This window comes from Burkholderia sp. AU30198, from assembly GCF_020419825.1.
Classification (GTDB): Bacteria; Pseudomonadota; Gammaproteobacteria; order Burkholderiales; family Burkholderiaceae; genus Burkholderia.
The window spans coordinates 131,435-143,452 of sequence record NZ_JAIZSA010000006.1; the positions used below are offsets into that span (position 1 = coordinate 131,435).

Consider the following 12,018-nt stretch of genomic DNA (forward strand, 5'->3'; position numbering starts at 1 on the left):
CTCACAAACTTGCGTCGTTGTTGCTTGCTTCCGGCCATGGCGGACCGAACCGGTTGCGTGCGCCGTCCCCGCGATAGAACCCGTTCATCGCGATGGCGACGAACGCGCCGCCGATCGGAACGGCATGAAGGAGCGTCCACCACCCGGACTTGCCGAGGTCGTGCCAGCGCCTGACCGATACCGCCACGAGCATCCAGACCATCACGATCGCGAATGCCCAGCCAGCGACATCGACGACCGACATCATGCGCTGCGCGAACGGCAGATCGGCCAGTGCATCGATCGCGGAAGCGGCGATCAGCAGCGGCACGGTCACGCCCCACCACTGCATGCGTCCGGCACGGCGGCTGAACGAGAACAGGGTCCGCACGCTCATCGCCGCGCCTCCTGTTCCGGCTCTTCAACCCGTGCATCGTCCTGTTCGATCAGACGATCGAGCAACGCGTCGCACAACGCATCGTGATCGTTCCGATGCGCCGCGATGCACTCGGCGACGATCGTATCGCCGAGCTGGACATGGCCGACCATCGCCAGCGTCGCGGCGATCCGGTACGCCAGCCGCTCGTCCTGCAGCCCCTGTGCGTCCAGTACGCCGAACAGATTGCGCATGCCCGCATACATTTCGAACGGATCGGCATCGACGGCAATCCGGCCGTTGCGCCGCAGTTCGGCGATCACGGCGTCCGGCCGGCTATCGCGGCGCAACGCGTCGAGCTCGCGCGCATCCACCCGTGCATAGAAGATCCGTTCATGCCGGCGCGGATGCCGTGCCGTACCGACCACACCATCGCGACCGACATAGGTCCACGATACGCATGGCGACAGCAACGCCTGATAGCGCGATTCCGACAGCGCCCCCGCCAGCGTCTGGAACACGGCCGCGTCGTAGAACCGCAGCAGGCCGTCACGATCGTCGGGCAGCATCACGCGCGTCCGGACGCCGAGTTTCGCCGCCAGCTCGTCGAGCGGATAGACGCTGACCAGCGACAAAAACGCGAATGGCCGTCGCGCGAGGTGCCGTTCAAGCAGCGCCGGAACATGCGGCGCACGATAGTCGCACAACAGCGCGCAGACTTCCGGATCGCTCGCCTCGGGCTGGCCGTCCAGCACGTTGCGAACCTGCCCTTGCGCGATCAGGTCGCGCCAGGGCGCCGCATTGATCGGCAGTTGCGATGCATCGGTCAACAGATAGCGATGCGTATCGGGAAACGCCGCCTGCTCGCCGGCACCCGCCGTTTCCCATGTCTGAACCAGCGTAGTCATCGCCATCACCCGCGCGTGGCGATCGCTTCGTGGCGATGCGCGAGATCCCGCATGCACTCCACGCATGCGGGCTTGTTCATCGACGGCAACTGCACGTTCGCGGAACGCGGGCCGGTCAGCGTGTGCTGTGCGGCATGGAACGTCGCCTTGCCTGGCGCGCCGATCACGATGTCGTTGCCTTCCATCTTGAGGAACGCGTTGGCTGCCGTCAGCAGCAGCCGTTTCGGCGACTGCAGCGCCACGCTCGCCTGCGCGCTCGACACCGTGACCGCGCGTTGCGCATTCGCATCGAGCGTCCCGCCGTTCTGCGCCTGCACGGTGACGGCGCCCGTCGCCGCATGCAGCGTGATGCCCGTGGCCGGCACCGGACGATCGCCGCCGGACGTGCCATGTGCGTACAGCGCGATCCCTTCCTTCGCCACGACGCTCGACTTGCCCTGAACCGTGACCTGCACGTCGCGGCCGGCGCTCAGCACGGTGTGCGTACCCGACGTCCAGATGTGACTTTTCGCGGTCAGCGCGGCGACGCCGGCCGCACCGTGCGCGACGAGATGCGGCTGCTTCCACGCGACCGCCCCGCCACCACCGGCGCCGTCCGCGCCGTTGCCTTCGCGCGTCGCGCCGATCGATGCCCGGGTCTGCTGCAATCCGTCGATGGCAGCCAGCGGCGCCCCCGTGCCTGCAGCCGCCGCATCGGGCTGCCCGGCGCCGGGCTCCGCGCCCTGCTTGCGCGCGAAGTCCGCGAGCCCCTGCAGCATCTCGTGCTGCTGCGCGAGCACCTGGCTCGGCCCGCTCGCGTCCATCTGGTTCACGCCGGGTGCCGTGCTGATCAGGAGGCCCGCGCCGCCGCGCAGCGCGCCGGCAGCCTGAGTCGACAGTTCGGCGCCATAGCCGCGATCGGCGAGGCGTTTGTTGTCCTGCACCTGCTTGATGTGCCCGAGTGTCAGGCCGCTACTCTGATCGGTCGTGTAAAGGCGTGCGCTCGACTGGCCCGCGGTGTCGTCGAGCATGAATTGCCGCGAGCCGCCCGCACCGGTCTGGCTCGCGTTCATGTCCTGCGTCTTGAAGCCGGTCAGCACGGCCGTATGGTCATTGCCGGCAAACCACGCCGCCGCATTCGCGGTGCTGCTGCTCGGGCCGCCCGCGAGCGCATTGTGCTGGGCATCCGCTTTGCCCTGTCCGTTATAGAGCGCCGCAACCGCGACCGGCCGGTCCGGCTGGCCTTCGAGCCACTCGGTCCAGACTTCCTGGCCGACGCGCGGCACGCTCACGCCGCCCCAGTTGTCGCCGCCCACGGGCGTCACCATGCGCGTCCAGGTACCGGCGCTGCGATCGGCCGGCGCGTTCGCGGTGCGCGGATGATCCTCGCGGCTCGCGGAATTCTGCCCGCGCTGCGCATGATGCTGGATCCGGATCCGGTGGTCACGCTCGGTGTGGATGGGGTCACCCGCACCAACGACGACGGTCGTCTGCGCGCCCGGCATCACGGCAACCGGATGCACCCGCGCACCGTGGCCATCCGGTGCCAGCGGTCGATAGGTCTGCTCGAACGGCAACGCGGCAAAGCGGTTCCGATAGACTTCGTCGCCGTCCACGAGCGTGCTGCCGTCGTGCGTCGCCGCATCGAATACCGCATGCAGCGCCTGCGCGCCGCCGTGAGCGCCGTGAGTGCCGGGCGCCGCATCGGTCATCGCCGGCATGCTGCCCAGCCGTTGCGCAATCGCGCCATGCACGTCGGCGCCCACATTAGCGCGCGCGTCGTGTTCGACGTGCAGGCACACAAACGCATTCGACGTGCCGAACGACGGATGCTGCGACATCGCGAACCGCAGCCCCGGCCGCAGATCGCGACGCGTGCCGCTGCCTTCGGCCTGCAGCGCAGCCACGCGCTGCGCGTCGAGTTGCTGCTGCGCACGCTGATCGCCGATGGCCGCGGTCTGGAATGCGTACGGGCCGGCGACATCGCGGTCCTCGCCCGGCACGACCGCACCGGTTGCCCGCACGCCGGCCGGACGCGTCGACAGGCTCCGATGGTCCCAGCTGGCCCGCGCGACGCTGCCGATGCGCCAGCGACGCGCACTCACGAATTGCCGGATACTGCCGCGCGGATCGCCGTCGCTCGTCTGGTGGAATCCGACCAGCTCGGGTTGCTCGGGCGCAAAGCGCTGGTTCGTGTCGGCGAGGACGAGCGTGTGCTTGCCGAGGCTCGCCGAGTGCGCATCGCCTTCATGTTCGAACCAGTAGAAGATCCCTTCTTCCCCCCACAGTCGTTCGAGAAAGGCGAAGTCCGATTCGCCGGCCTGCGCGGTCAGGCTGCGCTTGGCGTATTTCGTCGTGTCCGCGAGCGCCCAGCGCCACGCCGGCGCGATCGCGCCATGCGCATAGTGCGCGAAGACCTGTTCGCTGATCTCGACGACGCTCGCGTTCTGGAAGTTGTAGCTGTCGACGCGCTGGTGCAGCAGCGCCAGCCACGGCTCGACGACGAGCTTCACGCGCGCAAGCCCGCCGTTGTAGCCGACGAGCTCCGCGGCGATCACGTGGCCGTGGAACGGGCGACGCGCGTCCTGTGCGTCCGCGGCCTGCCACTCGACGAGGATCGGCGCACCGATCAACGCGTCGAGCGGCACGTCGGGGCGCTCGGTCAGCGCGGTGACCTGGAACCGGAAGCCGCCGAGATCGAGCGACTCCCATCCGTGCAGGCTCTCGGCAACGAGCTTGTCCGCGCCGAGCGGCGTGGTCAGCCACAAGAATCGGTCGTGCTGCGACCAGCCGCCGAAGAATGCCTGGATGAGATCAGATTGGGTCGACATGATGGGTGGGTTCGGGGTTCGCGGGAGGCGATAGGTTCAGTGACGGGAGTCGATGCATCGATGCACGCCTTACCGTTCGGTCAAGTCGACGGCGGGCAGCATGTCCATTCGCGTAAACGCCTTGCCCTTCATTTCGTCGGGCGACTGAATGTCGAGGTTGGCTTTACCTACGATCCGATACGTTCCCGAATGAACCCGTTGCGCGGACGAATTCAGATCGAACGTCAGCGCGGTATAGGGGACGATGAATTCAACCTTTACCGGCTCCCCCGGTTTGACGGCAATCGTCGACGCATAGTGCCGGGAAGCGGCGCTCAGGTATTTTGCAATCAGCCTGACCTCGAAGCCGACACCGGAATCGCTGAGCCCGCCGACCTGGATGTATTGCACGTTCGGGTCGACAAGTAGCGGCGACCATTTCTCGGGACCGTCAATGACGACGTCCTGTGCACCTTCATTCCTGAACACGATGTCAACCAGCAGGTTTCCCGACTCGGAACGCACGGCGAGCGCCGGATGCAGATTGATCTCCGGCGTACCGTGCTCAAGCAGGTCCTGTGCGATTTCGTAAAGAAACTGCAGCTTGACGGCGATCTCGTCGCTGGATCGATACTGCAGAGCACCCTGATAACGCGTTCCGTTCTGATCGAACGAATACGTGAGGACCGATCCGATATTCCGGCCCCGGACCGAAGCGATCTCGTGATTGGCCAGAATCCGCTTCACCTGTTCGAGTTCCTGCCGGTAACGATCGCTCAGTTCTCCCGTGTATTTTCCGATACCCGCATACTTCGCCTCGGGAAACAGGTCTAGATCCCGTCCATGCGAATAATAGGAAACACGATTGCCGTCGAACGTGAAACGAAATGGCGGCGCGGGCTTGACCTGCCCCGGGCTGCTCCGTATTGCGAAGTAGTCGCCGCTCTCTCCTGCCGATGCCGATGCCGTCACGCCGAACAGCAATGCCGCAGCAAGGAAACACGACGCACGGCGCGCGACTCCGCCCGTCCGGGTGCCCGATCGACGCGCGTCTTTTGCCTTTCTGACCGCCGGTTTCGCTCGCGACGGGTGTTCAGTCTGCATCATGTCACTCCCGGGTCAAGCCGACAGACGGAACCGGATCCGTCCATGTGAAGAACCTGCCGGCCATCTCGTCCGGCTTGTCAAAATTGCCCTGCATCCGACCGACAAAATCGTAGGTGCCGGTTTCCATTCGCTGGATGGACGAATCGCTGTCGAACGACAGCGCGTCGAAGGGAACTGCGAATCCGACACGGATCACTTCGCCTGGTTTGACTGCGATTTCGCTGGCGTAGCGCCGCGATGCATCGGTCAGATACTTGCTGTCGAGCCGGACCTTGAACTCGGCACCCGCGCTGTTGCTTCCCTGGACTTCGACGTATTGCCGGGTCGGAATCGCGAGATTGCCCGTCCAGGTTTCCGGACCATCGATGAGTACCTCGCGCCAACCTTCGTTGCTGAATTCGAGTTCGACCAGCAAGCGATTCGCGTCGGCGCGAATCGACAATGCCGGACGGATATTGATCTCCGCTTTTCCGTGGCTCAGCAGTTCCTTCGCGAGCGAATACAACACAACGATCTTGTCCTGTACCGGCTTTTCCGCCCGGTAATTGAACGCGCCTTTGTAGTGATGCCCGTCCATGGCGAACGAATAGGACAGCACCGGTCCCGCATTGACCGCGTCCCGGACCGCAGCATCGCGCTCGCTCAGCACGCGCTTGATTTCCGAGAGTTGCCGGACATAGGTGTCGCTCGATTCGGCGGTATATTTTCCGATGCCCAGATAGCGGCCTTGCGAGCTGTGATCGAGATCTCTTCCTCGCGAATAGTAGGAAAGCATTCCGTGTTCGTCCGTGATCGCCATGCTCGGTGCAGGATTGGTTTGCCCGGCTCCGCTGCGGATCTCGAAATAGCCGCGCTCGGTGTGCGCAGACACCATGCCCGTCATGCCGAGAACCGATGTCATCACCACCAGGGTTTGTGTCATACGCATCACTTCCGGATCACTCCCCCGACAGTGTCACGTTGTCCAGCCGGTCCATCGGCGTAAAGAACCGCCCGTTCATTTCCTCCGGACGAAGGATGTCGAGGTTCATCTCGCCGACGAAACCGTAGTTACCGGCCTCGACACGGCGCATCGGCGAACGGGCGTCATAGGCCAGATCGGCATAAGGCACGAGGAATTCCACCCTCTCGTGCTGGCCCGGCTTGACGACGATTTCGCGGCGATAGTGGCGCGATGCGTCACTCAGATATCTGCCGACAAGCCGGACGTCGAAATCTACGAGTCTGTTGCTGCCACCGACCTGCACGTATTGCAGATCGGGCCTCGTCAGATCCGGCGACCAATGATCAGGGCCGTCGACCGTCACGTCCTGCTTGCCATCGTTTGTGAAAGTCACGTCAACAGCAAGATGGTCTGCGGTGGAACGCACCGAAAATGTCGGATGCAGATTGATCTCCGGCGCGCCATGTGCCAGCAAATCGTGCGCGAGGTCATACAGCACCGAAAGGTTTTCGTTGAATTGTTCGTCAAACTGATAGTTGTACGTGCCCTCGTAATGGCGGCCGCCCTTGTCAAACGAATAGACGAACACGGCCCCCCTATTGATCGCACGGATCTGGGGGATCGTCCTGCTGCTCAGCGTCGCCTTCACCAGGTCGACATGCTGGCGATAGGTTCCCGTGAGACTCGCCGTATATTTTCCGATTCCGAAGTAACTCGATGGCGGCATCGGGTCGATATCCCGTCCTCGCGAAAAATACGACACCGTGTGGCCATCGGCCGTGAAGACCATCGACGGCGACGGATTCATCTGCCCCTGCCCACTACGAATTTCGAAATAATCATGGCGATCTTGTGCAAACGCCATTTCAATCGCTCCGAAAGAAATCATCGACACCACGAAAAAAAGGACAGAACGCATCATTTAGGCACTTCCCAGTCAATCAATAGCTGCGCTCGTTTTTTCGCAAACACCATGTCCGTCCCTCCAGGAATCAATGTCATCACCATCAGGGCCCGTGCAAAGCGCATCAATTCAGGAGGTCCCACTCGATATCGATCTTCTTCCGGAGTCAATCGCGGAATCCGTACAGGTAGCACGTCGGACTCTCCGGTTTCGCGAGCAACATCCCCTCATCCATCAGATAGCCCCATTACCGCTCGGTCAATTCGACGGCGGGCAGCATGTCCATTCGCGTAAACACCTTGCCCTTCATTTCGTCGGGCGACTGAATGTTGACGTAGAGTGCGCCTCCCATCCGGTACGTACCCGCATGGATCTGCTGTGCAGACGACCCCGGATCAAAAGTGAGCTCCGTATAGGGCACGACGAATTCGACCTTTACCGGCTGCCCTGGTTTGACGGCAATCGCCGAAGCATAGGGGCGGGATGCGGCGGTCAGGTACTTCGCAACCATTCTGACCTTGAAGTTGACACCGGAGTCGCCAAGTGCGCGGATCTGAAGGTATTGCACATTCGGGTTCGTAATTTTCGGTGCCCATTCGGCAGGACCGTCGATAACGACGTCCTGTTCTCCCTCATTCCTGAACACGACATCGACCACCAGATGTCGCGACGCAGAACGTACGGAAAACTCCGGATGCAGATTGATTTCCGGCTTGCCGTGCTCAAGTAGATCCAGTGCAAGCTCAGGAAGAAACAACAGTTTTCCGTTGATCTCGTCGTTGGATCGATACTGAAGACTGCCCTGGTAACGTGTCCCATTCTGATCGAACGAATATCTCAGGACCGATCCGATATTCCGGCCCGGGACCGACTCGATCTCGTGACTGACCAGAATCTGCTTGACCTGATCGATCGCCCGACGATATCGATCGCTCAGTTCTCCCGTGTATTTCCCGATGCCCACATACTTCGCCGGCGGCATGAGATCAAGATCCACCCCACGCGAATAATAGGCGGCACGATTGCCGTCGAACGCGAAAGCCAGCGGAGGCAAAGGCTTGGCCTGCCCGGGGCTGTCTGCGATCGTGAAGTAATCTACCCTTGTTTCAGCCAATGCCATTTCCGTTATCCCGATTAGAAGAACCGATATCAACCCGACCCACGCACATCGCCTCATTCCAGCACCTCCCAGTCGATATGCGTTTTTCTGTTGAACCAGTCACGGAAGCCATAAAAGTAGTACTTCGGTACGAGCGACACCGGGTTATCGAGACCTTGCCCCATCAGGTTCGTGTCGGTTGTGCGTTGCCAATTGTCGACGAGCTGCTTCATCTTGACGTCGACGAGTTTTTTTGAATTGATGTACTTCCCGTACACCGCGCCGCTGTTTTCGAAATACTCGTCCGGCCAGCCGAACAAATGCCCGACTTCGTGTGCCCGTACATTCACGGTGCCGTCTGGCACATAGTCCTGGACCTCGGCATCCCATGTGACCGATTGCTCGCCCCAGTTTCCGGAATCCGCTCTCGATTCAAACGGAAACAAATTGACCTCTTCATGGAACCGCTCATCCTTGACGAATTCCACTTCCGCCCTCACTTTGACAACGCAGGTGCATGCCTTGCCGAGCGGGCACTTTTTCGGCCGCATGGTGTAGCCATTACGATTGAGACAATCTTCAATCAGCTTCTTGACACCCTGCGGATCCTTCATTTCTCCCGGACGATCAAACACGGTCAGAATGACCCCAGGTGCCGGTTTACCGTTGAAATAGGGTATTGAACGTAGCTTGCCCGTCTTCTTGTCGATCGCATCCGCACCATATTTGACCGCATGCTGGTCCTTCAAATGGATCTTGATGCGCACAGTCGCCGTCAACGTCGACGTTGCGGGCGAGTACTCGATATCGTACTTTGCGGAAGAATCCCCCATCGGGTTGAGTATCGGTTTATGCGTCTCCTTGTCGATGACCGCATTGCCATTCGCATCGGTTTCGTAATAGTCGACACATCCCATGTCGACGACATAATTGAGTTCCTTGACCGCAGGCACATGAAGGTTGCACGGCTGACCGGAGCCAGCGGAGGCGGCACCGCCACCCTGGCCCGCACGTGCATTCGCAGCCGTTGCATCGGGCATCGTGGCCGACCCAGCCGGTGCCGACGTAGCATTGGCCGACGTCCGCTGCGACTTGACGGGCGCCTTTGCGGCAAATGATTCCGCAACCACCGGCACCCCAGCGCCTGCTTCCTGCGCGCCACCGGAAATCGCGGCTTTGCCGAGGGCTGCAGCGTTGGCGGCCATCGAACCGAGCCCTGCCAGATCCAGTGCCGAGCCGGCAGCGCTCGATCCCGCGCCCGACGCCACTGACGTGGCCACATAAGGCGCCGCCGCCGCACCTGCCGCACTCACCCCCGCCCCCACCGCCCCGCGCCCCGCCGGACTCGCTGCCAGCGCCTGCACGAGGAAGTCGCACGGGTCTCCCTGCGGCAGCACCGGCAGCGCCGGCAGTTTCACGTTCGCCGCCAGCGGCCCCGGGAACGGATGCCCGCCCGACTTCACCGCGAACTGCCCCGGCGTTTCGACGATGATGTCGCCGCCCTTCAACGTGATCCGGTTCGGCCCTTGCTGCAGCACGATCGCATCCTGCGCGAGCACGTCGACACGCTCGTCAGTCGACGTCACGCGCACCGTCTGGTCGCCGAGAATCTCCATCGTCGACGCATGCGCCGCGACGCTCACCGGCCCTTCACCGGCGATCGCCTTCAGCCCGCCGGCCACGCTGTACAGGCTCATCGCATCGCCGGTCGCCGCCGCCACCGTCGCCCCGGCGCCCACGTGCGCATCGCCCTGCGACGTCACATGCACGTGCTGCGCCGCATACGACACCGCACTATCCGGCGTCGTCACGACGATGTTCTCCGGCGACTCCATCAGGATCGCCGGCACCGCGAAACGCTCGACCGGATCGCCGCCATCACGTTGCGTCCCGTTCGGCTTGGTCGCGCTCTGGCCGCTCACGCTGCCGGTGAACTTGCCGTCCTGCGCGGGATCGATCGCCTTCAGGAAATCCGACTGCGCGGCGTTCGCCTCCAGGCCGACCGCCTGCGCGCCCGTGGCCGCCTTGTCAAGTTCCTGCGCGGTTTTCGCCGCGTCCTTCAACTGCTCCACGCGCTCGGCCACATCCATCTGCGTCGACGCGCCGAGCGCCCGCGCGGTACTCGATACCAGCACACCGGCCCCGGCGCGTACCACGCCCCAGCCCTGCGTCGCGAGCTCGAAGCCTTCGCCGCGATACGCGCCGCGCATCGTGCCCTGCTGGTCGATCAGGTAGCCCTGTGCCAGACGCGTGCCGGCGGTCGAATTGTTCAGTTCGTGGCGCAACTGGCCAGCGGCATCGTCCATGACCCAGCGGCTGCCCGGTTGCCCGTCGAGTGTCTGCGTCTGCAGGCCCGTCAGCGTCCCCGAATGGTTCGCATCACTGCCTTCGCCCGCCGCGAACGGCGGGCGGACCTGGCCGCCATACACCTGGCCGAGCACGACCGGCGAATCGATGTTCCCCGACTCGAAGCCGATCACCACTTCCGTGCCCACGCGCGGCGTGAACGCGTGACCGAAATTCGGCCCGGCGGCCTGTTCGGCGACCCGGGCCAGAATGCCCGAGCGGTGGTTGCCCGGCGCATGGCCGGCGGGATTGGAGCGGCTCGCCGTATCCGTCAGCCCGCCACGCAACGGCGCGGTGCCGCGCATCCACGGAAACTGGACGCGGACCTGGTGATCGCGCGTGCTGCTGACGCGTCCGCCCGGCTCGCCGACGACGATCGCGGTCTGCACGCCGTGCACGGTCGGCCGGTCTCGGAACGGCGGCACGATCGGGGTGCCCTCCGGCACCGCGACGAACCGGTTGCGATACAACCCGCTCTCCAGCTCGCCCCGCCCGAACAGCTCACCGATCTGTGCGCCGAGATTGTTGACGGCCTCATGCTCGATCGACAGCGGCACGAACCGCACGGTGCCGCCCATGTAGTCCGTCAGCGTATGCACCTTGCCCGTCTCGAGCGTGCGCGACGTACCCGCGCCGTGGTGAATCCGCTTCGCGAGCTGCAGCGCATCGAGACGCTGTTCCGCGTAGCGCTGCGCATCGCCGCTCGTATCGAAGCGGCCGGCACGCTGGCCGTCGTAGATCTCGCGCACCGGCAGCACCGGTGCATGCGCGTCGGCGGGCTGTTGCGCCTGGCCGGCCAGCGCATGCAGTTCGCTGGCTTTCCAGCTCGTCGCCACCACACGATCCGGCACGAGCTGGCGCCGATCGGTGAACTGCGTCATCACGCCGTCCGGATCGCCGACGTCCTGCGCATTGAACGCGATGCGACTGCCGTCGGGCAGCCGCGCATGGCGGTCGAACACGACGACCGTGTGGTCGCCCGACGGTGCCTGCCCCGCGTCCTGCGCATGCTCGATGCGAAACGACAGCGCGGCCTCCGACAACTGGCGCAGCACGAAATCCAGATCGGTTTCACGATACTGGCCGCGCAGGCGGAACGTCCGCAACGGTTCCATCCGTTCATAGCGCCGGTGCGCTTCAGGGTAGTCGCCGAACACGCGTTCGCAGATCCCCTCGACATCGAGATCGACGAAGTACAGGCAATTGCGGCGCAGTTGCAGCAACGCAAGCCACGATTCCATCGTCAGCCGGTACCGCGTGAATTCGCCGTCGCTCTCCGCATACGCAGCATGCGTGACGTAGCCGTTCCAGCAACGCTCGCCGGCGCCCGTCGCGAGCCGCAAGCGCGCGGCGCTGCCGATCAGCGGCGACAGGTCGAGAAACGGCTCGCTCGACAGCACATCGATCTCGAACCGGAAGGATTCGTTGATGCCTTCACGACCGTGAAAGCGCTCGACCACGAATGCGCCCGGCATCGCGGTATCGATCTGGATATGGCGGGTCGCTTGCCCGTAACCCGTTAGTGTGGCAACAAGATCCATGTGCTCTCTCGGCAATCGTGCGCGAA

Annotated in this window: 8 protein-coding genes; all 8 read right to left on the reverse strand. The window is 63.5% G+C overall.

What is annotated here, in order from left to right; translation table 11 throughout:
- Nucleotide 1 precedes the first annotated feature (1 nt).
- The 8 genes from LGN19_RS15515 to tssI all read right to left on the reverse strand — a co-directional run bounded on the left by LGN19_RS15515 (nucleotide 2) and on the right by tssI (nucleotide 11,992).
- Entirely contained in the window at nucleotides 2-376 is a 375-nt protein-coding gene (locus LGN19_RS15515; protein ID WP_226215744.1) for a DUF805 domain-containing protein, read from the reverse strand.
- Nucleotides 373-1,263: a DUF4123 domain-containing protein gene (locus LGN19_RS15520; protein ID WP_226215746.1), complete on the reverse strand. Its 891-nt coding sequence runs from the start codon at nucleotides 1,261-1,263 to the stop codon at nucleotides 373-375. The genes LGN19_RS15515 and LGN19_RS15520 overlap by 4 nt, the downstream gene beginning before the upstream one ends.
- A 5-nt stretch (nucleotides 1,264-1,268) precedes the next feature.
- A complete protein-coding gene (locus LGN19_RS15525; RefSeq protein ID WP_226215748.1) occupies nucleotides 1,269-4,073 on the reverse strand; it encodes a type VI secretion system Vgr family protein in 2,805 nt (934 codons plus the stop codon).
- Nucleotides 4,074-4,142: 69 nt separating this feature from the next.
- Entirely contained in the window at nucleotides 4,143-5,159 is a 1,017-nt protein-coding gene (locus LGN19_RS15530) for a hypothetical protein (protein WP_226215750.1), read from the reverse strand.
- Between the two features lies 1 nt (nucleotide 5,160).
- The gene (locus tag LGN19_RS15535; protein ID WP_226215752.1) at nucleotides 5,161-6,081 is read right to left on the reverse strand and encodes a hypothetical protein; all 921 of its coding nucleotides are present in this window, start codon (nucleotides 6,079-6,081) and stop codon (nucleotides 5,161-5,163) included.
- Nucleotides 6,082-6,097: 16 nt separating this feature from the next.
- Nucleotides 6,098-7,024, reverse strand: a complete 927-nt coding sequence (locus LGN19_RS15540; RefSeq protein ID WP_226215753.1) for a hypothetical protein — start codon at nucleotides 7,022-7,024, stop codon at nucleotides 6,098-6,100.
- A 229-nt stretch (nucleotides 7,025-7,253) separates the two neighbouring features.
- Complete coding sequence (locus tag LGN19_RS15545) at nucleotides 7,254-8,126, reverse strand: hypothetical protein (protein ID WP_226215755.1); 873 nt, start codon at nucleotides 8,124-8,126, stop codon at nucleotides 7,254-7,256.
- Nucleotides 8,127-8,179: 53 nt separating this feature from the next.
- A complete protein-coding gene (gene tssI, locus LGN19_RS15550; protein WP_226215757.1) occupies nucleotides 8,180-11,992 on the reverse strand; it encodes a type VI secretion system Vgr family protein in 3,813 nt (1,270 codons plus the stop codon).
- Between the last annotated feature and the right edge of the window lie 26 nt (nucleotides 11,993-12,018).

What these genes read in the sequence shown, in the direction of transcription:
- LGN19_RS15515 (WP_226215744.1), bottom strand. Translation starts at nt 376, where the DNA reads ATGAGCGTGCGGACCCTGTTCTCGTTCAGCCGCCGTGCCGGACGCATG.
- LGN19_RS15520 (WP_226215746.1), bottom strand. Translation starts at nt 1,263, where the DNA reads ATGACTACGCTGGTTCAGACATGGGAAACGGCGGGTGCCGGCGAGCAG.
- LGN19_RS15525 (WP_226215748.1), bottom strand. Translation starts at nt 4,073, where the DNA reads ATGTCGACCCAATCTGATCTCATCCAGGCATTCTTCGGCGGCTGGTCG.
- LGN19_RS15530 (WP_226215750.1), bottom strand. Translation starts at nt 5,159, where the DNA reads ATGATGCAGACTGAACACCCGTCGCGAGCGAAACCGGCGGTCAGAAAG.
- LGN19_RS15535 (WP_226215752.1), bottom strand. Translation starts at nt 6,081, where the DNA reads ATGACACAAACCCTGGTGGTGATGACATCGGTTCTCGGCATGACGGGC.
- LGN19_RS15540 (WP_226215753.1), bottom strand. Translation starts at nt 7,024, where the DNA reads ATGATGCGTTCTGTCCTTTTTTTCGTGGTGTCGATGATTTCTTTCGGA.
- LGN19_RS15545 (WP_226215755.1), bottom strand. Translation starts at nt 8,126, where the DNA reads ATGGCATTGGCTGAAACAAGGGTAGATTACTTCACGATCGCAGACAGC.
- tssI (WP_226215757.1), bottom strand. Translation starts at nt 11,992, where the DNA reads ATGGATCTTGTTGCCACACTAACGGGTTACGGGCAAGCGACCCGCCAT.